The following is a 26,965-nucleotide window of genomic DNA, read 5'->3' on the forward strand; positions in this document are numbered from 1 at the left end:
CATGATGGAGTGTTGACCTCGCGCGTGCGGGGGAGGGACGGATCCGTGAGGAGAACGAGATGAGCGATTCCGCCGAGGGCGTGCGCCTGCAGAAGGTGCTCGCGAACGCCGGCGTCGCGTCGCGTCGCGTCTCGGAGCAGCTCATCGTCGAGGGTCGCGTGCGCGTGAACGGCGAGGTCGTCTCCGAGCTCGGCTCGCGCATCGATCCCGCCACCGACCTCGTCGACGTCGATGGGCAGGCGGTCCAGCTCGACACCTCGAAGCGCTACGTCCTCCTCAACAAGCCCACGGGCGTCGTCAGCACGATGCGCGATGACCGCGGCCGGCGCGACCTGACCGAGTTCGTGCGCGACTTCGACGAGCGGCTCTATAACGTCGGCCGCCTCGACGCCGAGACCTCCGGGCTCCTCGTGCTCACGAACGACGGCGAGCTCGCGAATGTCCTCGCCCACCCGCGCTACGGCGTGACGAAGGTCTACATCGCGCGCGTGACGGGCGAGGTCCAGCCGAAGACCCTCGCGACGCTCACGCGCGGGATCGAGCTGGAGGACGGGCCGATCCGGGCCGACAAGGCGCGGATCCTCGACACCTCCCGCGGCTCGAGCCTCGTCGAGCTGACGCTGCACTCGGGGCGCAACCGCATCGTGCGGCGCATGATGGCGGCCGTCGGGCACCCCGTCACGGAGCTCGTGCGGCGCCAGTTCGGGCCGCTGCACCTCGGGACGCTGCAGGCGGGCCGCGTGCGCGAACTCGATAAGGTGGAGCGCGGCGCCCTGCTGACCCTGTCGCGTCAGGCGGCGGCGGACGCGCCCGGCGACAAGGAGGCCTCGTGACGGACGACACGCGCGCACCCGCGCTCGCCGCCCGCGTCTCCGGCACCGTCCGCGTCGTCGGCGCCGGCCTGCTCGGCTCCAGCATCGGGCACGCCCTCACCCCGCTCGGCGTCGACGTCGCGCTGAGTGACACATCGCCCGCGCAGCTGCGCCTCGCGATCGACTACGGCGCCGGCCGCGCCGCGACGGACGCCGACGACCCCGCCCTCGTCGTCGTGTGCACGCCGCCCGACGTGGTCGCGGACACCGTCGCCGCGGAGCTGGCGCGCTATCCCCGGGCCGTCGTGACCGACGTCGCCTCCGTGAAGCTGGATCCGCTCCGCGACCTCCGGGCCCGCGGCATCGACCTCACGCACTACATCGGCTCCCACCCCATGGCGGGCCGCGAGCGCGGCGGCGCGATCTCCGCGCGCGCCGACATCTTCGCGGGCCGGCCGTGGGTGATCTGCCGCGACGAGGAGACCCCGGCGGGCGACCTGGCGATCGTCGAGGCGCTCGCGCTCGATCTCGGAGCCACCCCCGTCGAGATGACGCCGGAGGAGCACGACCGCTCCGTCGCGCTCGTCTCGCACGTGCCGCAGGTGGTCGCCTCGCTGCTCGCGGCGCGGTTCGCGAGCGCGCCCGAGGCGTCGCTCGCGCTCGCGGGCCAGGGCGTGCGCGACACGACGCGCATCGCGCACTCGGCGCCCGAGCTGTGGGTGCAGATCCTCGCGGCGAACGCGGATCCGGTGGTCGAGCAGCTCGACCTGATGGCGGCCGACCTCGCGCGCGTGGCCGACGCGCTGCGCGCCCCGGACGCCCCCGGCTCCCGTCGCACGGCGGCCGACGCGATGCGTCAGGGCAACGTCGGCGTCGCGCGCCTGCCCGGCAAGCACGGCCAGAAGCGCCGCTTCGAGAGCTTCGTCGTCATGGTGGACGACGCGTCCGGTCAGCTGGGGCGCCTGTTCGGCGACCTGGGCGAGCTGGGCGTGAACGTGGAGGACCTGCGCCTCGAGCACTCGCCGGGGGCCCCGCTGGGCCTCGCCGAGATCTCGGTCGATCCGGCCACGCTCGAGGCGGCCGTCGATGGCATGTCGGCGCGCGGATGGCGGATTGCGGGGACCAGTGACTGAGACATTTTTCGTCGGGATCGACGGGCCGGCCGGCTCGGGCAAGTCGAGCGTCTCGAAGGAGGCGGCGCGCCGCCTCGGCTTCGGGTATCTCGACACGGGCGCCGTGTACCGGGCGCTCGCGTGGCACGTGCGCGACGCGGGCGCGACGACGGAGGACCCGGGCGCGGTCGAGGCCGCGTTCGAGACCTTCCGCCCGGAGATCGGCCTGGATCCGGATCAGCGCTCGGTGCGCGTGGACGGCGTCGACGTGACCGCGGCGATCCGCACCCCGGAGACGACCGCGGCGGTCGCGGGCGTGGCCCGGACGCTCCCCGTGCGCGAGAAGATCAACGCGCTGTTCCGCGAGATCGTGCGGCGCGCGAAGGCCCCCGGCGTCATCGTCGAGGGCCGCGACATCACGACCGTCGTGGCGCCCGACGCGCCCGTGCGGATCCTCCTCACCGCCCACCCGGAGGTGCGCGCGGCCCGCCGCAGCGCCGAGATGGGCGCCGAGGACGTCGCCGCCGTCGCGGAGGCCATGCGCCGCCGCGACGCGAGCGACTCGACCGTCGTGGACTTCCTGAACGCCGCCGACGGCGTGACGGCGGTCGACACGACCCACCTGGATTTCGACCAGTCCGTCGAGGCCGTGCTCGCGGTCATCGACGAACGACTCAAGGGAGGCCGAGATGGCCGCTGACAACGAATACGACACCCCCGACGCGCCGGACGCCCCGGACGCGCTCGCGGAGCGCCTCGACGAGCTCGACGACGACCTCATGGACCAGCGCGCGGCGACGCTGCGCGAGTCGCTGTCCGACTACGAGCTCGACGACGAGGACGCCGAGCTGCTCGCCGGGATCACGGTCGGCGAGGACGGCATCGAGTACCTGCCCGCCCTCCCGGTCGTCGCGATCGTCGGGCGCCCCAACGTGGGCAAGTCCGCGCTCGTGAACCGGATCCTCGGGCGCCGCGAGGCGGTCGTGGAGGACACTCCGGGCGTCACGCGCGACCGCGTGACCTACAAGGCCGAGTGGCTCGACCGGCGCTTCTCCGTCGTCGACACCGGCGGGTGGGAGCCCGACGCGAAGGGCATCGACCGTTCGGTCGCCGCGCAGAGCGAGGTCGCGATCGACCTGGCCGACGTCATCCTCTTCGTCGTCGACTCGCGCGTGGGCGCGACCTCGACCGACGAGCACGTCGTGCGCCTGCTGCGCAAGACGGACAAGCCGGTCTTCCTCGTCGCGAACAAGGTCGACGACGCCTCGCACGAGGCCGAGGCGGCCGCGTTGTGGAACCTGGGCCTCGGCGAGCCGCACCCCGTCTCCGCGATCCACGGCCGCGGCGTCGCCGATCTGCTCGACGCCGTCATGGCGAAGACGCCCACCGTCTCGGCGGTCGCGAAGAACGAGATCGGCGGCCCCCGCCGCGTCGCGATCCTCGGGCGCCCGAACGTCGGCAAGTCCTCGCTGCTGAACAAGGCCGCGGGCGAGGAGCGCGTCGTCGTGAATGACCTCGCGGGCACCACGCGCGATCCGGTGGACGAGGTCGTCGAGCTCGGCGGGAAGAAGTGGACGCTCGTCGACACCGCCGGCATCCGCCGCCGGGTCCACATGGCGCAGGGCGCCGACTTCTACGCGAGCCTGCGCACCTCGACCGCGCTCGAGAAGGCCGAGGTGGCCGTCGTCGTGCTCGACGTCACCGAGCCCATCAGCGAGCAGGACGTGCGGATCATCGACCTCGTGCTCGAGTCGGGCCGCGCTCTCGTCCTCGCCTTCAACAAGTGGGACATGCTCGACACCCCCGAGATGGAGGACAAGGAGCGCCGTCGCTTCCTCGAGCGCGAGATCGAGCAGGACCTCGCGCACGTCGCGTGGGCGCCCCGCGTGAACATCTCCGCCAAGACGGGGCGCCGCCTCGACAAGCTCGTCCCCGCGCTCGAGACGGCGCTGGAGAACTGGGACCGCCGGATCCCCACGGGCAAGCTCAACGCCTTCCTCACGGAGCTCGTCGCCGAGCACCCGCACCCCCTGCGGGGCGGCAAGCAGCCGCGGATCCTCTTCGGCACGCAGGCGTCGACGCGCCCGCCGACATTCGTGCTGTTCACGACCGGGTTCCTCGACCCGGGCTACCGGCGCTTCATCCAGCGCCGGCTGCGCGAGCTGTACCCGTTCGAGGGCACCCCGATCGTCGTCAACATGCGCGTGCGCGAGCGCCGGAAGCGCTGAGCGCGCGCGAGGCATGACGCCCCGCGTCCCGAAAGGGGCGCGGGCCGTGTGCTGTGCCGTAGGTTGGGAGCGTGACGACGAGTAGGAACCCCGGGGACGCCTGGGTAGAGGCCCCCGACGGATCCCGGTACTGGGGTCTGTTCGGCGCGGCGGGCCTCCTCGCGCACGATCCGGCGCGCGGCGTGCTTCTGCAGCACCGCGTCGGCTGGAGCCACTTCGGCGGCACGTGGGGGATCCCGGGCGGCGCCCTGCACGAGGGCGAGACGCCGCTCGCGGGCGCGCTCCGCGAGGCGGGTGAGGAGGCGGGCGTGCCCCGCGGATCCGTCGTGCCGCGCGCCGAGCACGTGTACGACGTCGCCGACCTCTGGCGCTACACGACGGTGATCGCCGACGTCGCGGAGCCGTTCGAGCCCGTCATCAGCGACCCCGAGTCGCTCGAGCTCGCGTGGGTGCCGGTCGACGAGGTCGACCAGCTGGAGCTGCACCCGGGGTTTGCGGCCTCCTGGCCCACCCTCCGCGCCGCGCTCGGCGTGCGTCCCGTCGTCCTCGTGGACGCCGCGAACGTCGTCGGATCCGTGCCGGACGGCTGGTGGAAGGACCGGCGCGGGGCCGCCGAGAAGCTCCGGGGCCGGCTGGAGGCGCTCGCCGCGGCGGGCGTCGACGCCGACGCGCTGGGGCTCGAGCTGTTCTGGTGGCACCCGATCATCGCGACCGTCGTCGAGGGGCAGGCCCGCGACGTCGGCGCCGGCACCGGCGCGGTCGCCGTGTTCCGGGCCGAGGCGTCCGGCGACGACGAGATCGTGGCGCGGGCCGAGGCGATGGTCGAGGCCGGACTCGACCTGACCGTCGTCACGAGCGACCGCGAACTGCAGGGGCGCGTCGAGGCGCTCGGCGCGCGCGTGCGCGGGGCCCGGTGGTTGCGCGACCAGCTCCCGCCGGCGGATCCGGGCGCGTCCGACGCGGTGACGGAGGCCGGCATGTGGACGGTGACGGGCGTCGTCGCGATGATCAACGCCCTCTGGGGCTGACTACAGCCCGCCGCGGAGTCGGTCGATCTCGCGCCGGTCGCGCTTGGTCGGACGGCCCGCGCCGCGCTCGCGCGTGACGATGGGCGCGACGAACTCGCGCGGCGGCGGGGGAGGCGTGCGATCCTCGTAGGCCTCGGCGGCCAGCGGCGCGCCGACGCGCTTGAGGAGCAGCTTCTGCACGCCGAGGATCCGGTCGAATCCCGCGATCCGCGCGCGCACCTCGTCGCCGGGCTTGACGTTGTAGGAGGCCTTGACGGGGTCGCCGTTCACGCGCACGTGCCCGCCGCGGATGGCGGTCGTCGCGGCCGACCGGGTCTTGTAGACGCGCACGGCCCAGAGCCACACGTCGATGCGCACGGAGGACGGTTCGCTCATCCGTCCATTCTGTCTCAGAGCGGGGTGTCGACGACGTGTGTTTCGCGGATCCGACGGGGTGACCGCGAGGATCGCCCGGCGGAGCGCGCCGAAGGGGGATCCGCGCGGGGGCCTGGCCGGTCGCCGGCTCCGGTGGGACGATGGGGCCATGAACCGCATGCAGGACCGCAATGAGCGGATCATCGAGGAGTTTCGCGCGCACGACGGCACGGTCGCGACGGGCGGTTTCGGCCGCAACCTCGTGCTGCTGCACCACGTCGGGGCGCGCTCTGGCGCGGAGCGCGTGACCCCGGTCATGGCGCTGCGGCCGGGGGAGGGCGTGTGGCTGATCGCGGCATCGAAGGCGGGCGCGCCCGAGCAACCCGCGTGGTTTCACAACCTCCTCGCTCACCCGGAGGTGCTGATCGAGGAGCCCGGGCGCGGAACGATCGCCGTGATCGCGGAGGCGCTCGAGGGGGCGCAGCGCGACCAGGCCTGGCGGCTGTTCACGGAGGCGAGCGACGCGTTCCTCGGCTACGAGAAGCGCACCGACCGCGTCATCCCCGTGTTCGTCCTGCGGATCCGCGAGCCTTGACGCGCCCGGCCCGCGCCCGAATTAGCGACCCCGCGGCGCGTCGGGTAGACTTCTTGAGTTGCCCCGCGGGGTGACGACAAACCGAATAACGGGCTGTGGCGCAGCTTGGTAGCGCACTTGACTGGGGGTCAAGGGGTCGCAGGTTCAAATCCTGTCAGCCCGACAAAAAGCCCTGGTGAGAGGTAACTTTCATCAGGGCTTTGTCGTATCTGGACGTGGTCACTGGCTGGTCCACTTCCCTCATCCCCCCGTCCTGGTCGTTGGAGCCTGACCCGCTTTTCCGGACACCAACTTTGAGGCGATGATCGTCTCGGAAGGAGTCCGTGAGATGCCTGCTGCCCACCCGCCGGAGTTCCGGCGTCGAGCCCTCGATCTCGTTGCCCAGGGCAACCCTGTCGCGCAGACCGCGCGTGACCTCGGGATCAGCGAGTCGTGCCTTCGGAACTGGATGAACCGTGACGCGGTCGACTCCGGCCGTAAGGCCGGGGTCACGACCGATGAGCACAGGGAGCTCGTCGAGCTGCGTCGCCGGAACCGGGTGCTGGAGATGGAGATCGAGATCCTCAAGCGCGCGTCGGCGTACTTCGCGAGGGAGAACGTGCTCCCAAAATAGGGTTCCGGCTGGTCCAGGAGCTCGCCACCGACGGGATTCCCGTCGCGGTGGCCTGCCGGTTCCTGAACGTCTCGAAATCCGGCTACTACGAGTGGAGCAGTCGGCCACCCTCACCTCGGGCGGTCGCGGATGCGGAGCTGACGACCACGATCCGTCAAATCCACGCCGACTCGCGGGAGACGTATGGTGCTCCGCGGGTGCTTGCCGAGCTGCGGCTCGGGCTCGGGGCTCACGTCGGCCGCAAGCGCGTCGCCCGGCTGATGCGGATCGATGGGCTCGTGGGCGTCTCGCATCGCCGGAAGCGGCGCGGGTGGAAGCCCGATACTGCCACGCACAAGGACCTCGTGAAGCGGCAGTTCCGTGCCGACGCGCCCAACCGGCTGTGGTTCTGCGACATCACGCCGCACCGCGCGAAAGACGGATGGGTCTACTGCGCCGCCGTGATCGACGCGTACTCGCGGCGGATCGTGGGGTGGTCGATCTCGGATCGGATCACCGCTGAGATCGTCGTAGACGCGCTCGAGATGGCCCGCTGGCGTCGCCGACCCGAACCGGGAACCGTGGTCCACGCGGACCGAGGAGCGCAATACACCTCATGGCTTTTCGTGCACCGGCTGCGGCAAGCCGGCCTGCTCGGATCGATGGGACGCGTCGCGTCCAGCGTCGACAACGCACTCATCGAGAGCTTCTGGTCAACGATGCAACGCGAGCTCCTCGACCGGTCGACTTGGGCCTCGAAGGCGGAACTGTCGTCGGCGATGTTTGAGTGGATCGAAGCGTTCTACAACCCCACCCGCCGGCACACCGCGCTAGGCAACCTCAGCCCAGTGGAGTTCGAACGACTTCACATCCCCGCCGCAACCGCGGCATGATCAACAAACAAGAACCGTCCGGGAAACCGGGTCAGGCTCCAGCAGGTCGGGGCTGAGGTGTCTGGTCGACTCCTTAACTCTAGAGGCTCCGTGGTCTCTGCACGAGTGGGCTCAAGCCCGGTCGGCTGATCTGCTTCTCGGCAACGGAGAAGGAGTGCATCATGGCGAAGTCATCGTCACGGTCGTCCAAGCCATCGAAGGCCTCGCTGAGCAAGGCGGGACGGACGCTCGCGTCCAACTCGTCGAGCAAGCCGGCCAAGCCGAAGGCGGGCTCGACGCTCGGCAAGGGCTGAGCATCCTCGGGGTCGACGGCGTTGCCGTCGACCCCCTCTGCTGTGACCACCCCCGTCAACTGCCCCGACATGGTCTGCTTGGGTCGCGCAGTTGGCGCCTCTCGTGCGGGGACCGAAGCGCGTGCGATCACTGGTGCTCTAGTGCATCTTGGCGCCGACGGCGGTGAATTCATGCGGGTGGGCGCTGCGTGATAGATATGGCTGGTGGTCGAACTCCTCTACCCGGGTTATCGGGCGTACGTCGAGAACCGCATCAAGGTGAATGATGCGATGACAGCGCTACTCGCGGGATCCCGCCTCGCTGCTCATACTCTCCAACTCACTGCCGGATCTTCCATGACTCTGGGCCAGGTGTTTCCAGCGGTCGAGCACATCGGTCGTTTCAACTTGCGTAGTGATGACGCCCGCAACTTTCTGCTCGATGCGGACTACCACCTCGCATCCGTTGCCGTGCCCTATGCCCTGGCAACACATGAAGACTTTGTGATGAGCACATTAGATCTCCTGAACGCGCACGGCAGAACGCTCGTGACACACGGACAGCAAGTCCGCGCCTGGAACATGCATGCGGTGCTCTTCGAAACTCTTGGCGTGCCTGAGCCAGACGAGTGGATGCAGTCATTTCACGTGCTGCGGGAATTGCGCAATTGCATCACGCATGTGGGCGGCAGCGTCAGCAGTAGGCTCCGCGACGCAATCGCCGCGATGGATTCGGCCGCCAGGGCGGGCTGGGAGAGAATCAACCTGGGCTTGCCGCCGGAGTCCATCAATCAGAACGGTCGCCTCGCCCTGACGGCCGAGCACATCTTTTCGGCATTCGCTGTCACCAAGCGCCTCGGCCGCGAGATCAACACCGCAATCGCGATCGAACTCTCCAAGGCTGAATGGGCGACGGTAGCAGTCGACGACTTTGCAGGCCAGACTACTAAGCCTCGCAACTCGTCTGGCTGGCGCCGTGCGTTGCTCGGTTTCACGCGCCAGCACTACCCAGGGCTGGGCATTGTCGAGTCGGAGCTCGAGCTGGCGGCCCGCACGCGAGGGGTGTGGACCCGCCACCGCTGGAGCGACTAGAACGTAGGGGCTCTGTACCCATTGAGCTACGCCGGCATGTTCCGGGCCGGGAGTCGAACCCGGGTCTACCTAGTTCTGTCGGAACTCGTGGTCTTGAGCCATCGGAGCCTGCGCTCAGAGATCCGTTGTCACGAAAATGACAGCCCGCCCGCGGACGGGACGTGTCTGATCCATGATACCAGTTGTTTGCCTGCGTGGGAGTGAAAGGTCAAGGTGATCCTGTGAGTGAGTACGCGGATAGATCATCCATATGCTGACGGTTCGTGGCCGGTGATTCCTCGGCCACCGAATTGGCTGCCCGCGGTTCTGGCGATCCGTTAATCGCCGTCGCGCGAATAGCCGCGTGTCCTATTGGCGGGGCACCGATCACACTCCGGTTGAGCTCGTGCGAGAGCTCGGGTTTGTTGACGGGGCAAGGCCCGGGCAAGTCGTTCGCGTGTACCTTCGGTCGAAGTACCCGGATCATCCCAGGCGTCAGTGCTGGTTGCTCGACGAGGAGCAAGCGGCTGACGTTCGAGCCAAGGTTCCTCAAGCGCCGACTCGTCCGTAGACCGACACCGGTTGCAATGACGGTGGTCGAGTCAGGCGACGTTAATGGGCGGCCGCCAGGCGGCGAGGAGCTTAGATTCGAGGCGCGCGTCGTCCTCCTTTGAATCCGTGGTGACCCACGCGACGTCGCAGCTGCGGATCCAACCTGTGACGACCGCTACTTCGCTGGACGTCATCACCGTAGGTCTGCGGCGCGTGTACGCGCGAGTCACGCCGAGTTCTCTGACCGCTACCCACGATCTGAGAGTGCTTCGATTGAGATCGAGAGATTTGCCGAGGTGGGTGCTCAACCGAGATCTGAGGTCTGAAGCCTTTCCGAGGTACACACACGCTCCGTTCCGGAACCATGCGTAGGCGCCTGGACCGTCAGGGATATCAGTGCGACGCAAGTCGCCGGCCGGGCGCCTTGGTTGCGTGAGTACGTCATCCCACTCCGGCACCGTAGAGCTGGTCATGTCGCCAGGTTAGCGATCGCGTGGGAGATCAGGAGCCTGGGACGGTAGCCGATCCCCGTACGCGCGGCGCCCGCTCAGGCGACCGCAACGTGCATCGTCGACGCCTAGGCGAGCACCCTTGTTTGCGATCACGCAGATCAGAGCGCAATAAACGTTCCACCGTCCGGGTTGATCGGGGCCGTCGTCGAGCTCGCCTATCGGAGCAGATGCATCTACCGATGAGGCCAAGGTGTCGTTCGATACTCCCGGCTCGCCGAGCTGCTCCCGCAGCCAGACCGCGGTCCGGTCGGTTGCCTTGAGCGACTTGGGTGCTGCCACATTCATCGATATCGGCGGCCAAGGACGAAGGCATGCCGGACGGTGGCAAGTTGACGGTCCTTACCGCGAGGATGAGCATATAGGCATATAGGAAGGGACTGTCAATGCAGCTCATGTACGTTGTCGAACTTGTTGTGGAAGGCGAGGACTCGTTTGATCGCGTTTCTACGCACATCGCCGACTGGTTGAGTGGTCCGCGAGCATGGCTGTCGCCTTCCGATTTCGCTACGACCGGATCCCGCGAGCTATCGCCGGCACGGACACCGGATGGAAGCTACCCAAGACACGGCGACTGGGAGGTGCTCGAGTCAGGAAGCAACCGGGCACTCAAACTGGTGGTCTCCCAGGCTGTTGGTACCGATCTTGAGCTCTCGACGCGCGTGTCCGTCACCCACGTCGACGGGGTGGTCCGATTCAGGGTCGGCATCGGACGCGAGACCACGAACCAGCGGCTCGTCCCCGTCGGCGCGACCGACATCTTCCAGCCCGGCATTCTGCGCTCTCTCGATCAAGACGAGGGACTCACACTTCGCGCCGAAGGCCAGCTCGTCAATCGGCGCTACATCCCAGTGAAGACGGCGGCCGAAGCCGGTGCGGTCGCCGAAATCCTTGCAAGCGAGGACCGCCTACCTCTTGCGCTCGTCCATGTCCGATCGACTGACACATGGAACCTTGCGAAGGAGTTGTCTCGGAAACTTCTCGGCCTCGTGCGGACCGTCACCCTGAACTTCGAGACGGCTCGCGTGATCGGGGAAGCACATTCCGAGCTGCGTGTGCCGTTCGGCGGGCTTGCGATCGCATGGCCAGGTCTGGGTACGGCCCCGCTCACGCTCTCGGCTGAGAGGCTGAACGAGCTCGGCGTCGAAGAAGTCCGTCGAGTGCTAACCCAAAGGCTCGGCGCGCTGGCCGCACTCGGCAACGGTGAGGACCGCGCATGGAGACGTGTGCGATCCCTCGCCGAGAACACCCGTCTTCTAGAACTCTCCGAGGAGGCCTCACGAGCACGCGAGGGCGGCGACACCGCGGGCGAGATCTCAGCACTGAAGCAACAGGTTGAGGCGCTCGAAGCGGCAAAGGCAGAGTTCGAAGTCATCGGCGAGGAGGCGCTCCAGCAAGCCGATCGAAGCGCTCGGTTGGCTCGTCAGCTTGAGTCGGAACGAAACCAGGCGCGCGAGGAAGCAGCGATGTGGCAGTCTTCCTATGCAGATCTCTCTGCTGGCAAGGCCGTCGAGGCACCCGCGCCCCAGAACGCATGGGCTGCCATCCCGGTGCTCGTACCGCGGTCCGACCCCGGGCCAACATTCCTCGCGATCACCGACGCGGCTTCGGAGCGCATCGTCTTCACGGACCGTGCGAACAAGTCGTGGTCAGAGATCGACTATCCCGAGCCGGAGGACATGACGGAGAAGCTCATTCTCCTCGCGCGTGCCGCTGTGGTGCTTTACGACGGCGAGGTGAAGAGCATTCCACTCCTTGACGACTGGCTAAAGGAGAACTTCGGATTGACCGTCGCGCTGACTGACCAGACCATCTCGAAATGGAAGCGGAAGGAGATGCGCTGGCTGAACGAGTTCGAGTTCGAGGACGAGACGCTCAATGCAACGCCCCACGTGAAGGTTCGCGACGCGGTCAAGTTCAACGAGTGTGGCCGCATCCATTTCGCACTCGAGGGGAAGGGTAAGAAGGGCCGTTTGGTGGTCCAACACGTTGGAGTCAAGACATACGAGTGACGCCTGTGCACGAGGGGGCCACGTCTCATTCATACGCATACCGCGGTCCTCCAACGGGCATCGCCCGGGAGGGGGAGCGTTGCGTGCGCGCGGGTGAGTCGGCGGACCGCAGTTCCTTCATCAGCGCGCCCCGCTACTGGCGTGCGGGATCGCGGCGGCGCAAGCCGGCGAAGCCGATCGCCAGGAAGAGGAGGGGGAGGAGTGTGATCCAGAGGAGGCCCCACAGTCGGCGTCGGGGTCGGTGACGTTGGGGATGTGCCAGAACGGTGGGAGCGAGTCACGCCCGGTGGCGTGGGTGTCATGGATCGGCTAGACCTGCGGACGCCGTACGAGACTTCTCGACGGTTCGGTTTCGAGGCAGGCGTTATGAGGTAGAGGAAGCAGGACTGATCCCAGAATCGCCCGTATTCTCTTAGAAGACGCTCAATTCGCCAAGCACAGAGTTCGTGTGCCGGGTAGTGCTCACACCTTCCCGATTCGCAGATCATCTGTAAGCCAGTCCTGCACACGATCATGGACAGCGCTCTCATCTGAGAGGTCCACGGACTTGTAGATCATGCCAACAAAGTCGGTGGGCATCTTCTCGATAGATCCGTCCTTCAGAAGCGCGACTCGACGTCCGGTCATGATCATCGCGCCGACCTCGGTCACCAGGTTGTAGTTCAGCCCTCGCTCAACTCGATCCTCGAAGAAGCCGATGCCGTAGCGTGAGCCCCACATGTGGGCCATAACATTGGCCCACACATCGTCGATGATCGCTCGATCTGAAGCGAGGTGAAAGTCCAGGCCGTTCTCGGCGCAGACCTCACGTGCGACGGCGAGCGCGCGTCCGACCGGGTCCTTGGTTCCAGCCTTCGCGTCCGGAAACCTCGTCATGCCGAACACGTTCGTGTCAAAGGGATGGTCCGCCAGGAATCCGCGAAGAGGTTGGATCAGTGCGGGCGGCGCGAGCGTGTACGGAACCAGGGCGGTTTGAGTGTCGCCAACCACCGGCGCGTTCGCGGCGGCGCTCTCAGCGATGAGCGTTACCAGATCCAGCCCTGAGAGCTTCGCTGATACAGCCTCTCGACCGAGGGGCGTTATCTTATAGCGCCCGACCCCCGGTACGGGCGTCACGACCTTCTTTGCCCTGAGCGACGCGAATACATTGCTCATCTTGGCGGGAGGGGGGAGTGCGAAGTCATTGAACAGCGCGCTTACCGCAGCGGGGGTGACGATCTTGTCTGGATCACGATCGGCGGCAAGAGACGCCAGGACAAGCGATTGTGATTGAAGATCGAGCTTCTGGAGGCGAAGGGCGACAGGATCATGGCTCGCCATTCGGTCAGGCCTCCGCGGCAAGGGACTTGAGGTGTTCGATGCCCTCGTCCGTGATCTTGATGGACTTGTCCAGCGTCGAGCGCGTCGCGTAACCGGGTGCCTTCGCGGTGTTGAACGCGCCCGTAAGATTCCCCGTAGGAATGCCAGTGCCGATGTGGTCGGTGATCCAAGCAATCTCCTTGTTGGAAAGGCCCTTGCGGTCGTGCTTCTCACGCATGTAGTTGACTACCCAGAGCAGGCGGTCCTTCTCCGACTTCATCTTGGAGTACTGCGGGAAGCCCTCGAGCGTGGACCGGAACTCATCGACATCGGACAGGGTCTCTGGCTTGGTGGTCTTCGCCTTGCCGGGGGTCTTCTTCGCGCCGCGGGACCGGCCACCGTTCCCGTTCGAGCCCTTGGGGAACACGAAGTCGCCGCCGAAGATCTTGTCGATCTTGTTGTTGAGATAGTACTCGCCAGGCGCTTCATCGGACTCAAAGATCCATCCGGCGGAGATTGCGGCGTTGAGGTCGCGAGTGAAGTTTGCCGGCTGGGTCTCGCGGGCACGCCGGAAGGCCGACTTGACGTCGTCGATCTTGAACGTCTCGCCGCCGTCCTGGAGCACGTATGCCCCGAGTGCGACGATCTTCTCCGGATTCTTCGTGGCGCCCGAGACGTCGAGCGCGTCTCGCGGATTGCTGATCTTGTTCGTGGAGGTTGAGGATGCAGGAGAGGCCTGCTCCTGCGCAGGGATCTGGATTCCGAACGCACTGGTGGTGGCCTCAGCCTCATCAGAGTTCAGGAACGTGATGATCCGAGCCGCCTGGGCGATCGAGATCTCGTCGGTGTATGCCACCTTGCCGGTAATGCTGATCTTGGTCGTATTGTCTGACATGCCTACCAGTATAGCGCATGATTATACTATGGTGCGGATGTCAAACATTACGACATTCATGGTTCGTCAATTCACTTGTCACTTCGGTGGGTGCAGCGCCCTTTGGCGGGTCGCAGTGTTGGAGGAAGCGTCCGCCCGAAGGGTGCATCCTCGAGGACGTGGCGAGGGCGTTCGCCGATGTCCCGTTGTCCCGCACGCCCTCACACGAGGACTGGCAACGCGCGTCGCGCCGCTGGAAGAAGACCCTCGAACAGCGCAGGCGCAGCCTCGAGAAGCTCGAGCAGGAACTCACGGGGTGCATCGGGTGCGGGTGCCTCTCCATGCGAGCATGCACGCTTCTCAACCCCGACGATCACCTCGGCGAAACCGGCGCCGGCGCGCGCCGCATCCCGCTGTGATCCCGACGGAGACGGCGATCCGTGAGTGGACGAAGTCCTTGCGGCGTTCTCGCGGAGTGCGGCACACCACGCGTGGCGCTGCTCGATACTCGAGCGGCTGCCCCCTCTGCACGCGCCTCACAGGGGCCGGGCGAGCGCGCCTCCGGCCCCACGGGCGCTCAGGCGTCACGCGCGAGGCGTATCGGCGGCGCGGGGGAAGGGCGCAAGGACGACGAGCATGCCGACCGCGACGAGTGCGGTGTAGCCCGTGAAGATCTGCGCGAGGGTGCCAGTGCCGGTGAACTGGCCCGCAACAAGCGCGGGGAACGCCGCGCCGCTATAGGAGATCACGTACACGGCAGCGAGAGTCGCGCCGCGCTCGGAGGGTCGGGCGTGTCTGAGCATGGCGCCCGTGCCGGCCGACGCGGTCGTGCCCTGCGCGACCGCCGCGATCAAGCTGGCGAGCAGGAAGGATATGATCGAGCCGAGGAGCAGGGACGCGAGAGCGGTCGCGATGGCCAGGGCGAACACGACGATGCCGATGCGCACCGCCCGTCGCGGTCCGAGGCGGCCCGCGATCGGTCCGCCGAGGGGGCCGGCGATCATGATGGAAGAGAACACCGATGCCGCCACGAGCGCATTGTCGCTCCCCAGATATTCCGCGGTGATCGTCGGGGCGAATGCCTGATATGCACCACCCATGCTCCACGTCGCGAAGGCGGCGGCGCCGATCGCGAATAACAGCCGGCCCGTGCCGCGCGGCGCGGACACGCGCGGGAGGAGCGACCGGAGGGCGCCGGGTGCGGGCGCCACGGTCTCGCGAACTGACGCGCTGGCGACTGCCGCGGCCAGGAGTAGCGCGGATATCGCGGCAAACGGCACCAGTCGAGGCAGGGGAGCGATCTGAACAAGGGTCCCCGAGATCAGGGCGCCCGCCGGGATGCCGAACATCGGCCCGCTTCCGGTGATCATCGTCGGCAGCCACGCCGGGCGTTCAGGCGCAACATCGACAACGTACGCGCCGATGGCCGAGGCGGCCAGGCCGGATGCGACCCCCTGCAGGAGCCGGGCGACCCCGAGGACGCCCGAGCCGTCCACCTGAGTCATGAGCGCGACGCCCGCCGACGCGATCAGGAGAGCCGCGATCGTGACGGGCTTTCGGCCGACGTGGTCCGAGAGGCGTCCCAGCAACAGGAGCGAGAACAGCGTGCCTGCGAAGTATGCGACGGCATCCACGGCGAGGTCGCCCGTCGTCACGCCGTCCTCTGCGCGGTACGTCTCATAGAGAGGAATCGGAGATCCCGCGGCGGCGAAGACGAGGATGAAACTCACGGCGACGATCGCGAACTGCATACATCGAGTAGATCCCCTCACGTGCCGGCCGGGGAGTCACGGCGATGAGGTGTACTGGGAGGCCCTGCTTTCCGGGCCGGCGACGGCGTAGGTTCGAGGTCATGGACCCTGCTCGCGTGACCGTCACCGTCGGTTCGACGGTGCTATCCGCCACCCTGGGCGCGGGCGCGGCCGCCCGGGACTTTCTCGCGCTCCTGCCGTTGCGTCTGACGCTGGCAGACTTCCACGGCATCGAGAAGGTCGCTGACCTTCCCGCCGCGCTCTCGACCGAGGGCGAGCCCGCGGGCACGGCCGCGGAGATCGGCGACATCGCTCTGTATGCGCCGTGGGGCAATCTTGCGATCTTCTACCGCCCGTTCCCGCGCTCGGCCGGGCTCGTTCGGCTGGGCGCCTTCGACGGCGACATTGCGGCGCTGGAGGGGCACAGCGAACCATTCGATGTGATCATCGAGCGGGCCGGCTGACACTTGTCCCCGCTCCAGTGCCGCCCATGGAGGCACCGCGATACCTGACGGCGTGTGCGACCTGCGGTCGACGGCGGGCAGGGCCTCAGCCTGTATCCCCACCCCGCGCGAACAGGATCCGCTCCAGCGCGCGGCGTGGCGAGTCGCCCGCGCGCACCGCCTCCAGCCACGGCACCCACCGCCCGGCATTGAGCCGGAACGTCCGCGGCCGGCGCTCGCCGTCCGTCGGCCACAGCTCGAATAGCGGCGCGTGGCGGGCGAGGTCGAGCGCGTCGATCCGGCTTCCGAGAAGCTCCGCGAGCAGGTAGTAGTCCGCGGGGGTGAAGCCCGCGGCGTGGAGGCTCCGGGCGGTGTCCTTCCAGACCTGCGGGGCGCGGGTGCCGCCGTTCGTCACGCCCGGCACGAGCCGGGCCATCGCGCTCACGCCGGGGAACCAGGGCAGGTGGTCGGCCAGGTAGCGCGACCACAGCGGCCGGTCCGCGGCGGGGACGTCGCCCCACCCGTCCTCGGGGTGCAGGTCGTCGGCGGCGCCGGACTCGACAACGATCAGGGACATGGGAATCTCCATCCCGGAGCCCGCAACGGCGGGCATCCATCGACTTGCCCGTCACGCGTGTGCGCCGGGCCCGTTCTTCCCCTGGGGCACCCCGCTCGATGGAGGGGGTTGCCGTGCAACCGGCCAGGTACCGACAGTTGCAACTCGTGAACGTGAGAACGAGCGTAGCGCACGCGCGCAGGCCCGGCGAACGGGGGAGCGGATGAGCCCTCCGCCGCTCCCGCGAGAGGGCTACCGTGAGAGGAAGCGGGCGGATCCTGACGCCCCGGATCGCTGGGAGGCGGCGAAGATGGCGGACAAGAGCACGAGCGGATTCAGCGCGGACGAGCGCGCCGCGATGAAGCAGCGCGCGGCGGAACTGCGCGCGGAGGAGAAGCGCGGCAAGACCCGCGCCGCTGGCCTCGCCGACGTGACGAAGGTGCTCGAGGGGCTTCCTGACGAGGACCGGGTGCTCGCCCAGCGCTTCCACGACCTGGTGACCGAGGTCGCGCCGGAACTGGATCCCAAGACCTGGTACGGGTTTCCGGCCTACGCGACCGGCGGGAAGGTCGTGACGTTCTTCAAGCCCGCCTCGAAGTTCACGAGCCGGTACGCCTCGATCGGGTTCGAAGAGGCGGCCCAGCTCGACGACGGCCCTCTCTGGGTGACCTCGTACGCGATCATCGCGTGGGACGACACCGTCGAGAAGACCCTGCGGCGTGCGGTGCGCACCGCGGCCGGTCTCGGCGGCTGAGCTCCGCCGCTAGCCCTCGGATCCCGTCGCCCGCGCCGCGGTATCAGGTCGCCGGCCGCGCGGTGCGCGCGCGAAACGCCGAGTATTTAGGATTACCTACCCTAAATAAGGCTTTGCTAAGTTCGTCGGGTTCCCCGTCACCGACTGATTGGCCTTCGCCGTGCTTCGACGAACTTCCTTTGCCGTCCTCGCGGCCGCTTCCGCGGCCCTGCTTGCCTCCTGCGCCTCGACGTCCGGCGACGCGGCGGACCCCGCGGACGCCGGCGAGGCCGTCACGCTCGAGCACCCGTCGCTCGACGGCGTCGCGATCGATTTCGACGCGCAGCCCGAGAGCATCGTCATGGACTGCTACGCATACAGCTCGCTGCACGAGTACGGCATCGAGCCCGTCGCCCTTTTCGGATACGAGTGCGAGAACCCCTTCGTCATGGGCGATGCCGACATCTTCGATATCCCCCGGATCGGCGTCGACGGCGAGATTGACGTCGAGAAGCTCGCGGAGCTGCGCCCGGACGCGGTCGTCGGGCAGGGCACGGCCGACGGCTGGTCGTGGTTCGACGAGGACGTGAACGCGCAGATCACGCGTGTCGCCCCGTTCGTGCCGCTGCCCGCGAGCGGCACGATCGACGATCGGATCGCCGACACCCGCGAGGTCGCCGCGTTCTTCGGCGCCGATGTCGCTTCCGACGCCATCGTGCAGTCCGACGCCGACCTGGCGGAGGCCAAGGAGGCCTTCCGCGAGGCGGCCGCCGACAGCGGGCTGAACATCATGCTCACCAGCCCCACGAAGGAGATGCTGTACACCGGCGTCGGCTTCGCCCAGGCCGACCTGCTTGAGGAGCTCGGCGCGACGATCGTCGGCCCCGACGCGCCCGAGACCGGCAATCCGTGGGGCCAGGTGGCGTGGGAGGACGCCTCCACTTACCCCGCCGACATCCTGCTCATCGAGGGCTACAACGACGACTTCGCCTTCACCGCCGACCTGTGGGAGGCGCTGCCCGCCGTGGAAGCCGACCAGCTCGGGGCGTGGAGCTCGAAGGGCGCCATGACCGCGACCACCTACGCGGCCTGGCTGAACGACGTGACCGAGCTCGTCTCGACGTCGACGAAGGTCGCCTGACCCCCGGATGAGCTCGCACCTCGCGGCAGCCGGATCCGCCCCGCACACCCCCGTGTCCGGGGCGGATCCGCGTCCGCTCTCCTCCCGGTCCGCCGCGGGACGGCGCTGGATCGGCCTCCTCCCGCTCGTGCTCCTGTGCCTCGCTGCGCTCGCCGCGAGCATGCTCGTCGGATCCCGGAGCGTGCCCCCGGCGGAGGTGCTGCACGCCGTCCTTTACCCCGACCCCGACGATGCGATCTCGCAGACCGTCTGGTTCTCGCGCGTACCCCGCACCGTGCTCATCCTCGTCGCGGGGGCCGCGCTCGGTGTCGCTGGTGCGCTCATGCAGGCCGTCACACGCAACCCCATGACCGACCCCGGCATCCTCGGCGTCAACGCGGGCGCCTCACTCGCGGTCGTCGTGGGCCTGGCCTTCTTCGGCGTGCGCGACATCTCGCAGTACATGTGGTGGTCCTTCGCGGGAGCGATGATCACCTCCGTGCTCGTGTTCGTGATCGGCAACACGGGCACCGCCCGTGGCAACCCCGTGCGCATGACGCTCTCGGGCGTCGCCCTCGGAGCCGTGCTCGGCGGGTTCTCCTCCACCGTGCTCCTGACGCACTCGGAGATTCTCGAGCGCATGCGCGGGTGGTCGGCGGGCACCACCGCCTCCCAGCCGCTGGAGGCGACCCTCGCGATCGCGCCGTTCATCGTGGCGGGGCTCGTGATCGCGATGCTCAGCGCGCGCTCGCTCGACGTGCTCTCGCTCGGGGAGGCGTCCGCCGTGTCGATGGGGGCGCACCCGAACCGGATCCGGCTCGTTGTGCTCGTCGCGATCGCGCTGCTCGCGGGCGGCGCGACGGCCGCGGCCGGGCCGATCGGGTTTCTCGGGCTGCTCGCCCCCCACGTCGCGCGCCTCGTGGTCGGGCCGCACCAGGGCTGGATTCTCGCCTATTCAGTCCTTATCGCCCCCGTCGTCATGGGCTTCGCCGACGTGCTCGGCCGCGTCCTCACCGCCGGCGAGGTGCCGGTGGGCGTCGTGACCGCGTTCATCGGCGCCCCGGTGCTGATTTTCATGGTTCGGCGATTCCGCGTCTCGGAGGTGTGAGGGCATATGACCAGCCTTGATCTCGGGCGGCGCGTGCTGCGCATCGGCCCGCGCTCGCGCCCCGTCCTTCTTGTCGACGCGCGTTCGGTCGCGCTCTGCGCCGGGCTCTGGGGCGCGATCGTCGTCCTCGGCGTTTTCGCCGTGTGCTCCGGGTCGGCGGCCATCGCTCCGATGGAGGCGCTCGCCGCGCTCGCCGGCCGGGGGGACGAGTACACGTCCATGGTCGTGCTTGAGTGGCGCGCGCCGCGGATCCTCCTGGCGGTGTTGCTCGGAGCGTGCCTGGCGATGAGCGGCGCGATCTTCCAAAACCTCACCGGGAACCCGCTGGGCTCGCCCGACGTCATCGGCTTCCAGACGGGCTCCTACACGGGCGCGATCGTCGTGATGCTGATCCTCGGGGGCGGGTCGACCGCGACCATGGCGGGCGCGCTCGCCGGCGGCGTGACGACGGCATTCGTCGTGTTCTTCCTCTCCGCGAAGCGTGGTGCGGTCCGTGGGGTGCGCCTCATCATCGTCGGTATCGCCGTCAGCGCGATGCTCGCCTCGGTCAACGTGTGGATCCTGCTGACCGCGACGGTCGAGGACGCGATCATGGCGAGCCTCTGGGGCGCCGGGAACCTCTCGGGCGTCTCCTGGGCAACCTTCCTCGCGGCCCTCGGCGGGTCGGCGGTCTTCGTGGGGGGCGCGCTGGCCCTGAGCCGGCCGATGCGGGTGATGCGGATCGGCACGCCGTTCGCCACGGCGCTCGGCCAGAACGTCCGCGCCATCCAGGTGGCGGCGATCGTCGTCGGCGTCGGGCTGACCGCCCTGGCCACCGCCACGGTCGGCCCCATCTCGTTCATCGCGCTCGCCGCGCCGCAGATCGCACGCCGGCTGGCCCGGTCGGACGGACTCGCGCTCGGCCCCACCGCCGCGGTCGGATCCCTGCTCCTCTTGCTCGCCGATGTGATCGCGCAGCGCATCCACCCCGATTCCCCCCTGCCCGTCGGCATCGTCACGGTGTCGATCGGCGGGCTGTACTTCCTATGGCTTCTTCTGCGAGAGGGAAAGAGACGATGACCCGACTGACCGTCGACGGCGCCGCGCTCGGATACGCCGACACGCTCGTATGCGCCGAGGTGTCTGTGGAGGTCCCCGACGGGGCCTTCACCGTGATCGTGGGCCCGAACGCGTGTGGCAAGTCGACGCTGCTCAAGAGCCTCACACGGCTCCTGCCGCCGAGCCGCGGAACGGTGCTCCTCGACGGCAGGAGCCTCCACGACCTGCCCACCAAGCACGTCGCGCGCGAGGTTGGCCTGCTCCCGCAGGGGCCGGTCGCCCCCGATGGCATCCGTGTCGTGGACCTCGTCACCCGCGGCCGGTACCCCCACCAGCGGCTCTTCGCGCCCTGGTCGCCGGAGGACGAGGCCGCCGTGACGGAGGCGATGGACGCCACCGGCATCCGGCACCTGTCCGGCCGCATGGTCGACGAGCTCTCGGGCGGACAGCGCCAACGCGTCTGGATGGCGGTCGCGTTGGCGCAGCGGACCCCGATCCTGCTCCTCGACGAGCCGACGACGTATCTCGACGTCAGTCACCAGATCGAGCTGCTCGAGCTGTGCCGCTCCCTTAATCGCACACAGGGCCACACCCTCGTGGCGGTCCTCCACGACCTGAACCAGGCCGCGCGCTACGCCGACCACATCATTGCGATGAAGGACGGGGAGGTCGTGGCGACGGGAACGCCGGACGCGGTGATCACCGAGGCGCTCGTGGCCGACGTCTTCGGGCTCGACGCGCGGGTGATCCCCGATCCGGAATCCGCGAGCCCGCTCGTCGTCCCGCGCTGGTCGCATCGCTGACGCGCGCGAACGGCACGTCGGCCGGCGCCGCGAGCCTCTGCCTCAGCGCCGGGCGCCCGGCTCGCGCGCGGCAATCGACCAGGCGAGGCACCCCGCGCACACGATCGCGACGACGCTGAGCGAGACGGTGTAGCTCGCCACGGGCAGGAGCGCGGCGAGCACCGTCGGCAGCAGGAAGCCCGTGTAGGTGAGGGCGTAGTAGACGCCCGTGAGGCCCGCCAGGTCGCTGGGGGTCGCGATGGCCTGCACGATCGCGAGCCCCGCGACGACCGTGATGCCGTACGCGACGCCGAGAACGGCGGCGACCGCGAGCGCGAAGGCGGGTTCGCCGACGCGGCTCGCGACGACCGCGAGGCCCATGCCGGCCGTCATGAGCGCGAGGCCGAGCGGGAGCGCGCGGCCCCCGGTCCGCCGGTCGATCCGGCTGACGAACGGCTGGACGAGGGCGCCGGATCCGAGGGTCACGACGGTCAGGACCGTCGCGTAGAGCGTCGTCCAGTCGCCGAGCCGCGGGGCCGCGATCGCGGGCATGATGGCGTAGGCGACCCCCGCGGCCGCGAACACCCACGGCGCGGCCGGCACGATGCGGCGGGTGAAGGTGCGGTGGCCGGCGGCGGGCACACGCAGGTCGCGCCACCAGCGGCCGCGGGCCCGACGCGACGCGGGAAGGCTCTCGCGCGCCGCCGCGAGGGGGACGGCCGCCAGGACCGCCAGCGCGAGGTGAACGAGAAAGGGCGTGTGCGTGGGGGCCGGCGCCCACTGCCCGAGGAGCCCCGTCACCGCGGCGCCCAGGCCGAACCCGAGCGTCAGGGTCAATGAGGGGCGCCGGGCGGCCGCCCCCGCTGGCGCATCGCGGTCGAATGGCGGGGCGGACAGCTCGGCCATCCAGCTTGTGCCCACCGACATGGCCACGCCGACACCGACGCCGGCGAGGATCCGTCCCGCGCACAGCACGGCGAAGAGCCCCGCGCCCGCGGCGAGGAGGATGCTGCCCGCCGCGGCGGCGGCCAGCCCTCCGATCATCACCGGCTTGCGGCCGTGCTGATCGGAGAGCGCCGCCGCAATGAGGAGCCCCGGCACGAGGCCGAAGACGTACATGCCGAGCAGGAGGTTCGCTTGCCACGGCGCGTAGTGCGCCTCCGCCTCGTAGACGTGGAGGAGGGGGGTGAAGTGGTTGCCGCCCCACGCCATCATGAACGCCGCGGGCGCCACCCGCAGCCAGTCGCGCACGCCGCTCACCGCTGGTTCGGGAAGTGGCCGGACCGAATGTGCGCGCGCACGGCGGAGGCGAAGCCCGCGGCATCGCCCGCGGCGATCCGCTCCACCAGCGCATCGTGGTCGTCGCGAAAGGATCGCGCCGAGACCAGGCCGTCCGCAACCGCCGCGTAGGTCAGGCGCGCGAAGCGCGGGCTGAGCCGGCCGAGCAGGTCCGCGATCACGGCGTTGCCGCCCGCGCGGATCACGGTCACGTGAAAGCGCAGATCGGTCGCGGCGAACTCCAGCAGGTCGTCGTGCGCGAGCGCGTCGGACTGTCGATCGACGAGCGCCCCGGCCTCCGCGACGAGCGCCTCGCGCACGGCGGGGCGCTCCGCGACCTGCTCCACGGCGCGGATCTCCCACGTGGCGCGGACGTCCAGGAGGTCGCGGCGCTCCGCGGCAGAGACCGTCGTCACGAGCGCCCCCTTCTTCGGCAGGAGGCGGATGAGGCCCCAGCCCTCGAGCTCGAGGAACGCCTCGCGCACGGGGGTGCGGCTTACGCCGGCCTCGGACGCGACGGCGACCTCGGTGAGGACGGTCCCCGCCGCCAGCTCGCCCTCGACGATCCTGCGCGCGAGCCCGGCGGCCACGCCGGAGGCGACGGATCGGGGAGACGGGAGTTCCCAGGGCAGGAGGGGAGCGGTCATGACGCCACCCTACGCGATGCGCGCGTTGATGCATGCATCACGAGATCCGCGCTCGGAGCCGAAAAACCACACACTCTCGGTACGTGGTTTGACAGGCCCTTCCGCGCGGCGGGCGCCCGGGGAGAGGCTGGGTGCAGGTCGAAAGGAGACCCACCATGACCGACGCAGATTTCGACAGCCTCTTCCCGCTCGGCGAGAAGAACGACGCCTTCGCCTCGTACTTCATCGGGCAGAGCTACCTGGCCCCGCTGGCGGACCTCGGCATGTTCGTCGCGAACGTGACGTTCGAGCCCGGCTGCCGCAACAACTGGCACATCCACGCGGCCGAGTCCGGCGGCGGCCAGATTCTGCTGGCCGTCGCGGGCAGCGGCTGGTTCCAGGCCGAGGGTGAGGAGCCCGTCAGCCTCGAGCCCGGATCCGTCGTCCAGATCCCCGCCGGCCAGAAGCACTGGCACGGCGCGAAGGCCGACTCCTGGTTCAGCCACGTCGCCATCAGCGTCCCGGGGGAGGGCACGGACAACGTCTGGCTCGAGCCCGTCGAGGACGAGTACTACACCACGCTTCCCACCGCGAAGGAGATCCACGCGTGATCACGAACGAGACCTACACCCTGACGAACGGCGTGACGATCCCGAAGCTCGGGCTCGGCACGTGGTTCATCGACGACGATCAGGCCGCGCAGGTCGTGCGCGACGCGGTCGCGGCGGGCTACCGCAACATCGACACCGCCCAGGCGTACGGAAACGAGCGCGGCGTCGGGGAGGGAGTCCGCACGGCGGACGTCCCGCGCGAGGAGATCTTCGTCTCGACGAAGCTCGCGGCCGAGATCAAGGACTACGACGGCGCGGTCGCCGCGATCGACGCCTCGCTCGAGACGATGGGTCTCGAGTACATCGACCTCATGCTCATCCACAGCCCGCAGCCCTGGGACGACTTCCGCGGCGGCGACTACGCCGAGGGAAACCGTGCCGCCTGGCGCGCGCTCGAGGAGGCGCTCGCAGCCGGCAAGCTGCGCGCGATCGGCGTCTCGAACTTTCAGCAGGCCGACATCGAGGCCCTGCTCGAGGGGGCGAGCGTCACGCCGCACGTCAACCAGCTGCTCGTGCACGTCGGCAACACGCCCGCGGACCTTATCGCGTTCTGCGAGCGCGCGGGGATCCTCGTCGAGGCGTACTCGCCGATGGCCCACGGCGAGATGATGAAGAATCCCGAGGTCACGGCGATGGCGGAGCGGTATGGCGTCAGCGTGCCGCAGCTGTGCATCCGGTACACGCTGGAGCTCGGCACGGTCTCGCTGCCGAAGACCGCGAACCCCGACCACATGCGCGACAACGCTCAGGTCGACTTCACGATCAGCGCGGAGGATCTCGAGACGCTGCGCGGCCTCGAGCACAAGGAGTACGGCGAGTTCTCCTTCTTCCCCGTGTACAGCGGGAAGTAGCCCCGTGACCGGCGACGCATCCGCGTTCGAGCGCATCGGGCGACGCGGCGAGCTGCGCGTATCGAGCCTTCGCGCCGACGGCACGCACAGCCGCTTCGTGCCGATCTGGTCGGTGATGGTGGACGGGCGACTGTTCGTCCGCTCCTACATGGGTACCGAGGGGCGCTGGTATCGCGGGGCGATGGCCCGGCGTGCCGGGCGCGTCTCGTCCGGTCCGGACACGATCGACGTGGCCTTCGCGCCCGCCCCGGCGGACCTCGCCGACCGCATCGACGGCGCGTACCGCGAGAAGTACGCCGGCAGCGCCTATCTGGCCCCGATGCTCAGTGCGGACGCGCGCGCGTCCGCACTCGAGCTGACGGCGCGCAACGCATAGGGACGGCGGACCCCGGAACGCCAGCGGCCCCGGATTCCTCACGGAATCCGGGGCCGCTGGCGCGTCGGTGCTCAGCCCTCCGCATCGTCGGAGGCGAGCGCCTCCTTCGCCACGCCCATCGCCGAAAAGGCCTGCGGCCATCCGGCGTAGAACGCGAGGTGAGTGATTGCCTCGACGACCTCGTCGTGGGTCAGGCCGTTCGATACGCCGAACGGGATGTGGAAACCGAGCTGCTCGGACTTCCCCATCGCCGTGAGCGCCGCGATCGTGATGAGGCTGCGGTCGCGGGGCGACAGTTCCTCTCGCCCCCACACCTCGTCGAACACCACCTTGTCCGTGTAGTGCGCGAGCGCGGGGGCAAAGTCGCCGAATGCCTTCTGCCCGCCGGTCCAGCCGGTCGCCTGGTTCTCTGTCATGGTCACGTCTCCTTCTCTGTGGGGCGCCGGGTCGCGGCGGAGCGGCCCGGCTTCGTCCAGGGCGGCTCGTCGGCACGCCTCTTGTCCCATCCGAGCACGGGGCGCGGATCGGCGCGATGCCCCCGCTTTCCGCGTACTGGCAGTACCTGGTTCGCGCCCGCGCCGCGCCGTAGCGTGGACGCATGGATCACCGCACCGAGGTTCGCGAGTTCCTCACCGCCCGTCGCGCCCGGCTGAAGCCCGAGGACGTCGGCCTGCCGCGCTTCGGCGGACGGCGGCACGTGAAGGGGCTGCGCCGCGAGGAGGTCGCGATGCTCGCGGGCGTCTCGACTGAGTACTACGCCCGGCTCGAGCGCGGCGATATCGCCGGCGCCTCCACGCAGGTCCTCGAGGCGCTCGCGGACGCCTTGCGCCTCGACGAGACCGAGCGCGACCACCTCGCCAACCTCGCGCGGTCCGCTTCCGCTCGTCCCCGTGCGCGCCGGCCCTCAGCGCCGTCCGGCGCCCTCCGTCCGGGGGTGTGGGCCGCGCTCGACGCGATCACGGGCGCGCCAGCCTTCGTGCGCAACGGCGCGCTCGACGTCCTCGGCGCCAACGAGCTGGGCCGCGCGTTCTATGCGCCGATGTTTGCGCGCAGCGCGACACCGAACCTCGCGACGTTCACCGTTTTCGACCCGGCGGCGCAGGCGTTCTATCCCGACTGGATCCGCGCCGTCGACAACACCGTCGCGATCCTCCGGCACGAGGCGGGGCGGAACCCGTTCGACAAGCGCATTACCGAGGTGATCGGAGAGCTTTCGACGCGCAGCGAGGTCTTCCGCGACCGATGGGCCAACGCGATCGTGCACCGCCACGACGCGGGGTACAAGGTCGCCGTCCACCCGGTCGTGGGGGAGATCTCCCTGCACCTCGTGGGGACGGAGATGATCGCGGATCCGGGGCTCTCGCTCATGATCTACTCGGCAGAGGCGGGGAGCGCCGCCGAGGAGAAACTGCGGTTGCTCGCGGCGTGGTCCGCCACGCCGGCGTCCGAGCGGGCGGGCGAGGGCGCGACCGCGGACCGCTGAGCGCGG

Annotated in this window: 30 protein-coding genes, 1 tRNA gene, 1 pseudogene and 1 riboswitch; of the genes and pseudogenes, 23 read left to right on the plus strand and 9 right to left on the minus strand. The window is 69.1% G+C overall.

Going from position 1 to position 26,965, the window contains the following annotated elements:
* Window positions 1-59 precede the first annotated feature (59 nt).
* The 5 genes from G8E01_RS04855 (at window position 60) to G8E01_RS04875 (ending at window position 5,180) form a co-directional block, all read left to right on the plus strand.
* Window positions 60-833, plus strand: coding sequence for a pseudouridine synthase (locus G8E01_RS04855; RefSeq protein ID WP_166316626.1), 774 nt, complete (start codon window positions 60-62; stop codon window positions 831-833).
* A complete protein-coding gene (locus G8E01_RS04860; RefSeq protein WP_166316628.1) occupies window positions 830-1,945 on the plus strand; it encodes a prephenate dehydrogenase in 1,116 nt (371 codons plus the stop codon). The genes G8E01_RS04855 and G8E01_RS04860 overlap by 4 nt, the downstream gene beginning before the upstream one ends.
* The gene (cmk, locus tag G8E01_RS04865) at window positions 1,938-2,624 is read left to right on the plus strand and encodes a (d)CMP kinase (protein WP_338100744.1); all 687 of its coding nucleotides are present in this window, start codon (window positions 1,938-1,940) and stop codon (window positions 2,622-2,624) included. Before G8E01_RS04860 ends, cmk begins: the two co-directional genes overlap by 8 nt.
* A complete protein-coding gene (gene der, locus G8E01_RS04870; protein ID WP_155047837.1) occupies window positions 2,614-4,152 on the plus strand; it encodes a ribosome biogenesis GTPase Der in 1,539 nt (512 codons plus the stop codon). The genes cmk and der overlap by 11 nt, the downstream gene beginning before the upstream one ends.
* Window positions 4,153-4,223: 71 nt before the next feature.
* Window positions 4,224-5,180, plus strand: a complete 957-nt coding sequence (locus G8E01_RS04875) for an NUDIX domain-containing protein (RefSeq protein WP_166316632.1) — start codon at window positions 4,224-4,226, stop codon at window positions 5,178-5,180.
* Here the strand turns inward: G8E01_RS04875 and G8E01_RS04880 are convergent, their stop codons facing one another.
* Window positions 5,181-5,555, minus strand: coding sequence for an RNA-binding S4 domain-containing protein (locus G8E01_RS04880; protein WP_166316634.1), 375 nt, complete (start codon window positions 5,553-5,555; stop codon window positions 5,181-5,183).
* Between the two features lie 148 nt (window positions 5,556-5,703).
* Here G8E01_RS04880 and G8E01_RS04885 point away from each other — a divergent pair, with 148 nt between their 5' ends.
* The 6 genes from G8E01_RS04885 to G8E01_RS04905 all read left to right on the plus strand — a co-directional run bounded on the left by G8E01_RS04885 (window position 5,704) and on the right by G8E01_RS04905 (window position 8,978).
* The gene (locus G8E01_RS04885) at window positions 5,704-6,129 is read left to right on the plus strand and encodes a nitroreductase/quinone reductase family protein (protein ID WP_166316636.1); all 426 of its coding nucleotides are present in this window, start codon (window positions 5,704-5,706) and stop codon (window positions 6,127-6,129) included.
* An 89-nt stretch (window positions 6,130-6,218) separates the two neighbouring features.
* A tRNA-Pro gene (locus G8E01_RS04890) sits at window positions 6,219-6,292 on the plus strand.
* A 165-nt stretch (window positions 6,293-6,457) separates the two neighbouring features.
* Window positions 6,458-6,742: a transposase gene (locus G8E01_RS04895; protein ID WP_166316638.1), complete on the plus strand. Its 285-nt coding sequence runs from the start codon at window positions 6,458-6,460 to the stop codon at window positions 6,740-6,742.
* Between the two features lie 47 nt (window positions 6,743-6,789).
* Complete coding sequence (locus G8E01_RS04900; RefSeq protein WP_338100745.1) at window positions 6,790-7,614, plus strand: IS3 family transposase; 825 nt, start codon at window positions 6,790-6,792, stop codon at window positions 7,612-7,614.
* Window positions 7,615-7,775: 161 nt separating this feature from the next.
* Window positions 7,776-7,907: a hypothetical protein gene (locus G8E01_RS12945; protein WP_277343616.1), complete on the plus strand. Its 132-nt coding sequence runs from the start codon at window positions 7,776-7,778 to the stop codon at window positions 7,905-7,907.
* Window positions 7,908-8,111: 204 nt separating this feature from the next.
* Entirely contained in the window at window positions 8,112-8,978 is an 867-nt protein-coding gene (locus G8E01_RS04905) for a hypothetical protein (RefSeq protein WP_166316640.1), read from the plus strand.
* A gap of 581 nt (window positions 8,979-9,559) precedes the next feature.
* Here G8E01_RS04905 and G8E01_RS13120 read toward each other — a convergent pair.
* Entirely contained in the window at window positions 9,560-9,982 is a 423-nt protein-coding gene (locus G8E01_RS13120; RefSeq protein WP_420826040.1) for a GIY-YIG nuclease family protein, read from the minus strand.
* Between the two features lie 422 nt (window positions 9,983-10,404).
* Here G8E01_RS13120 and G8E01_RS04910 point away from each other — a divergent pair, with 422 nt between their 5' ends.
* Window positions 10,405-12,030 (plus strand): cell envelope integrity TolA family protein, encoded by a 1,626-nt coding sequence (locus G8E01_RS04910; RefSeq protein ID WP_166316642.1) that lies wholly within the window; start codon window positions 10,405-10,407, stop codon window positions 12,028-12,030.
* A gap of 462 nt (window positions 12,031-12,492) precedes the next feature.
* Here G8E01_RS04910 and G8E01_RS04915 read toward each other — a convergent pair whose 3' ends face one another.
* Complete coding sequence (locus G8E01_RS04915; protein ID WP_166316644.1) at window positions 12,493-13,350, minus strand: hypothetical protein; 858 nt, start codon at window positions 13,348-13,350, stop codon at window positions 12,493-12,495.
* 4 nt (window positions 13,351-13,354) lie between these two features.
* The gene (locus G8E01_RS04920) at window positions 13,355-14,224 is read right to left on the minus strand and encodes a hypothetical protein (RefSeq protein ID WP_166316646.1); all 870 of its coding nucleotides are present in this window, start codon (window positions 14,222-14,224) and stop codon (window positions 13,355-13,357) included.
* A gap of 140 nt (window positions 14,225-14,364) precedes the next feature.
* Here G8E01_RS04920 and G8E01_RS12710 point away from each other — a divergent pair.
* Window positions 14,365-14,622 (plus strand): annotated as a pseudogene (locus G8E01_RS12710) (MerR family DNA-binding protein); the annotation flags it as partial.
* A gap of 165 nt (window positions 14,623-14,787) precedes the next feature.
* Here G8E01_RS12710 and G8E01_RS04930 read toward each other — a convergent pair.
* Window positions 14,788-15,954, minus strand: coding sequence for an MFS transporter (locus tag G8E01_RS04930; RefSeq protein WP_166316650.1), 1,167 nt, complete (start codon window positions 15,952-15,954; stop codon window positions 14,788-14,790).
* A gap of 116 nt (window positions 15,955-16,070) precedes the next feature.
* Here G8E01_RS04930 and G8E01_RS04935 point away from each other — a divergent pair, with 116 nt between their 5' ends.
* Window positions 16,071-16,418, plus strand: coding sequence for a cyclophilin-like fold protein (locus tag G8E01_RS04935; protein WP_205827220.1), 348 nt, complete (start codon window positions 16,071-16,073; stop codon window positions 16,416-16,418).
* An 85-nt stretch (window positions 16,419-16,503) separates the two neighbouring features.
* On the opposite strand, the gene G8E01_RS04940 is transcribed toward G8E01_RS04935, so the two are convergent.
* Window positions 16,504-16,974, minus strand: a complete 471-nt coding sequence (locus tag G8E01_RS04940) for a hypothetical protein (RefSeq protein ID WP_166316654.1) — start codon at window positions 16,972-16,974, stop codon at window positions 16,504-16,506.
* Window positions 16,975-17,009: 35 nt separating this feature from the next.
* Window positions 17,010-17,126, minus strand: a riboswitch (SAM riboswitch).
* A gap of 137 nt (window positions 17,127-17,263) precedes the next feature.
* Between G8E01_RS04940 and G8E01_RS04945 the strand changes: the two genes are divergently transcribed.
* The 5 genes from G8E01_RS04945 (at window position 17,264) to G8E01_RS04965 (ending at window position 21,755) form a co-directional block, all read left to right on the plus strand.
* Window positions 17,264-17,707 carry a hypothetical protein gene (locus G8E01_RS04945; RefSeq protein ID WP_166316656.1) on the plus strand — a complete coding sequence of 148 codons (444 nt, stop codon included), beginning with the start codon at window positions 17,264-17,266 and terminating at the stop codon, window positions 17,705-17,707.
* 160 nt (window positions 17,708-17,867) lie between these two features.
* Window positions 17,868-18,827, plus strand: coding sequence for an ABC transporter substrate-binding protein (locus G8E01_RS04950; RefSeq protein ID WP_166316658.1), 960 nt, complete (start codon window positions 17,868-17,870; stop codon window positions 18,825-18,827).
* Window positions 18,828-18,834: 7 nt separating this feature from the next.
* On the plus strand, window positions 18,835-19,914 hold the full coding sequence (locus G8E01_RS04955) for an iron chelate uptake ABC transporter family permease subunit (protein WP_166316660.1): 1,080 nt from the start codon (window positions 18,835-18,837) through the stop codon (window positions 19,912-19,914).
* A gap of 6 nt (window positions 19,915-19,920) precedes the next feature.
* Complete coding sequence (locus tag G8E01_RS04960) at window positions 19,921-20,973, plus strand: FecCD family ABC transporter permease (protein WP_166316662.1); 1,053 nt, start codon at window positions 19,921-19,923, stop codon at window positions 20,971-20,973.
* Window positions 20,970-21,755 (plus strand): ABC transporter ATP-binding protein, encoded by a 786-nt coding sequence (locus G8E01_RS04965; RefSeq protein WP_166316665.1) that lies wholly within the window; start codon window positions 20,970-20,972, stop codon window positions 21,753-21,755. The genes G8E01_RS04960 and G8E01_RS04965 overlap by 4 nt, the downstream gene beginning before the upstream one ends.
* Before the next feature lie 42 nt (window positions 21,756-21,797).
* On the opposite strand, the gene G8E01_RS04970 is transcribed toward G8E01_RS04965, so the two are convergent.
* Window positions 21,798-22,994, minus strand: coding sequence for an MFS transporter (locus G8E01_RS04970; protein WP_166316668.1), 1,197 nt, complete (start codon window positions 22,992-22,994; stop codon window positions 21,798-21,800).
* A complete protein-coding gene (locus tag G8E01_RS04975; RefSeq protein WP_166316671.1) occupies window positions 22,991-23,659 on the minus strand; it encodes a GntR family transcriptional regulator in 669 nt (222 codons plus the stop codon). The genes G8E01_RS04970 and G8E01_RS04975 overlap by 4 nt, the downstream gene beginning before the upstream one ends.
* Window positions 23,660-23,814: 155 nt before the next feature.
* Between G8E01_RS04975 and G8E01_RS04980 the strand changes: the two genes are divergently transcribed.
* Genes G8E01_RS04980 through G8E01_RS04990 form a run of 3 tightly spaced genes read left to right on the plus strand, consistent with a single transcriptional unit; the run spans window position 23,815 to window position 25,476 of the window.
* The gene (locus tag G8E01_RS04980) at window positions 23,815-24,249 is read left to right on the plus strand and encodes a cupin domain-containing protein (protein WP_166316673.1); all 435 of its coding nucleotides are present in this window, start codon (window positions 23,815-23,817) and stop codon (window positions 24,247-24,249) included.
* Complete coding sequence (locus G8E01_RS04985) at window positions 24,246-25,100, plus strand: aldo/keto reductase (protein ID WP_166316676.1); 855 nt, start codon at window positions 24,246-24,248, stop codon at window positions 25,098-25,100. Before G8E01_RS04980 ends, G8E01_RS04985 begins: the two co-directional genes overlap by 4 nt.
* A gap of 4 nt (window positions 25,101-25,104) precedes the next feature.
* The gene (locus tag G8E01_RS04990) at window positions 25,105-25,476 is read left to right on the plus strand and encodes a DUF2255 family protein (RefSeq protein WP_166316679.1); all 372 of its coding nucleotides are present in this window, start codon (window positions 25,105-25,107) and stop codon (window positions 25,474-25,476) included.
* 71 nt (window positions 25,477-25,547) lie between these two features.
* Here G8E01_RS04990 and G8E01_RS04995 read toward each other — a convergent pair whose 3' ends face one another.
* Entirely contained in the window at window positions 25,548-25,892 is a 345-nt protein-coding gene (locus G8E01_RS04995; RefSeq protein ID WP_166319736.1) for a carboxymuconolactone decarboxylase family protein, read from the minus strand.
* Window positions 25,893-26,074: 182 nt separating this feature from the next.
* On the opposite strand from G8E01_RS04995, the gene G8E01_RS05000 reads away from it, so the two are divergent.
* A complete protein-coding gene (locus tag G8E01_RS05000; protein ID WP_166316682.1) occupies window positions 26,075-26,959 on the plus strand; it encodes a helix-turn-helix transcriptional regulator in 885 nt (294 codons plus the stop codon).
* Window positions 26,960-26,965 lie beyond the last annotated feature (6 nt).

The sequence above is a fragment of the Microbacterium excoecariae genome (assembly GCF_011326725.1).
In the GTDB taxonomy this organism is placed as follows: Bacteria; Actinomycetota; Actinomycetes; order Actinomycetales; family Microbacteriaceae; genus Microbacterium; species Microbacterium excoecariae.

Excerpts from the sequence above, each read along its gene's own strand:
- G8E01_RS12945 (WP_277343616.1), top strand. The coding sequence starts at position 7,776 with ATGGCGAAGTCATCGTCACGGTCGTCCAAGCCATCGAAGGCCTCGCTG.
- G8E01_RS04980 (WP_166316673.1), top strand. The coding sequence starts at position 23,815 with ATGACCGACGCAGATTTCGACAGCCTCTTCCCGCTCGGCGAGAAGAAC.
- G8E01_RS04945 (WP_166316656.1), top strand. The coding sequence starts at position 17,264 with ATGGCGGACAAGAGCACGAGCGGATTCAGCGCGGACGAGCGCGCCGCG.
- G8E01_RS05000 (WP_166316682.1), top strand. The coding sequence starts at position 26,075 with ATGGATCACCGCACCGAGGTTCGCGAGTTCCTCACCGCCCGTCGCGCC.
- G8E01_RS04910 (WP_166316642.1), top strand. The coding sequence starts at position 10,405 with ATGCAGCTCATGTACGTTGTCGAACTTGTTGTGGAAGGCGAGGACTCG.
- G8E01_RS04930 (WP_166316650.1), bottom strand. The coding sequence starts at position 15,954 with ATGCAGTTCGCGATCGTCGCCGTGAGTTTCATCCTCGTCTTCGCCGCC.
- G8E01_RS04885 (WP_166316636.1), top strand. The coding sequence starts at position 5,704 with ATGAACCGCATGCAGGACCGCAATGAGCGGATCATCGAGGAGTTTCGC.
- G8E01_RS04975 (WP_166316671.1), bottom strand. The coding sequence starts at position 23,659 with ATGACCGCTCCCCTCCTGCCCTGGGAACTCCCGTCTCCCCGATCCGTC.
- G8E01_RS04880 (WP_166316634.1), bottom strand. The coding sequence starts at position 5,555 with ATGAGCGAACCGTCCTCCGTGCGCATCGACGTGTGGCTCTGGGCCGTG.
- G8E01_RS13120 (WP_420826040.1), bottom strand. The coding sequence starts at position 9,982 with ATGACCAGCTCTACGGTGCCGGAGTGGGATGACGTACTCACGCAACCA.
- G8E01_RS04855 (WP_166316626.1), top strand. The coding sequence starts at position 60 with ATGAGCGATTCCGCCGAGGGCGTGCGCCTGCAGAAGGTGCTCGCGAAC.
- G8E01_RS04940 (WP_166316654.1), bottom strand. The coding sequence starts at position 16,974 with ATGTCCCTGATCGTTGTCGAGTCCGGCGCCGCCGACGACCTGCACCCC.
- G8E01_RS04895 (WP_166316638.1), top strand. The coding sequence starts at position 6,458 with ATGCCTGCTGCCCACCCGCCGGAGTTCCGGCGTCGAGCCCTCGATCTC.
- G8E01_RS04995 (WP_166319736.1), bottom strand. The coding sequence starts at position 25,892 with ATGACAGAGAACCAGGCGACCGGCTGGACCGGCGGGCAGAAGGCATTC.
- G8E01_RS04920 (WP_166316646.1), bottom strand. The coding sequence starts at position 14,224 with ATGTCAGACAATACGACCAAGATCAGCATTACCGGCAAGGTGGCATAC.
- G8E01_RS04955 (WP_166316660.1), top strand. The coding sequence starts at position 18,835 with ATGAGCTCGCACCTCGCGGCAGCCGGATCCGCCCCGCACACCCCCGTG.
- G8E01_RS04960 (WP_166316662.1), top strand. The coding sequence starts at position 19,921 with ATGACCAGCCTTGATCTCGGGCGGCGCGTGCTGCGCATCGGCCCGCGC.
- G8E01_RS04915 (WP_166316644.1), bottom strand. The coding sequence starts at position 13,350 with ATGGCGAGCCATGATCCTGTCGCCCTTCGCCTCCAGAAGCTCGATCTT.
- G8E01_RS04965 (WP_166316665.1), top strand. The coding sequence starts at position 20,970 with ATGACCCGACTGACCGTCGACGGCGCCGCGCTCGGATACGCCGACACG.
- der (WP_155047837.1), top strand. The coding sequence starts at position 2,614 with ATGGCCGCTGACAACGAATACGACACCCCCGACGCGCCGGACGCCCCG.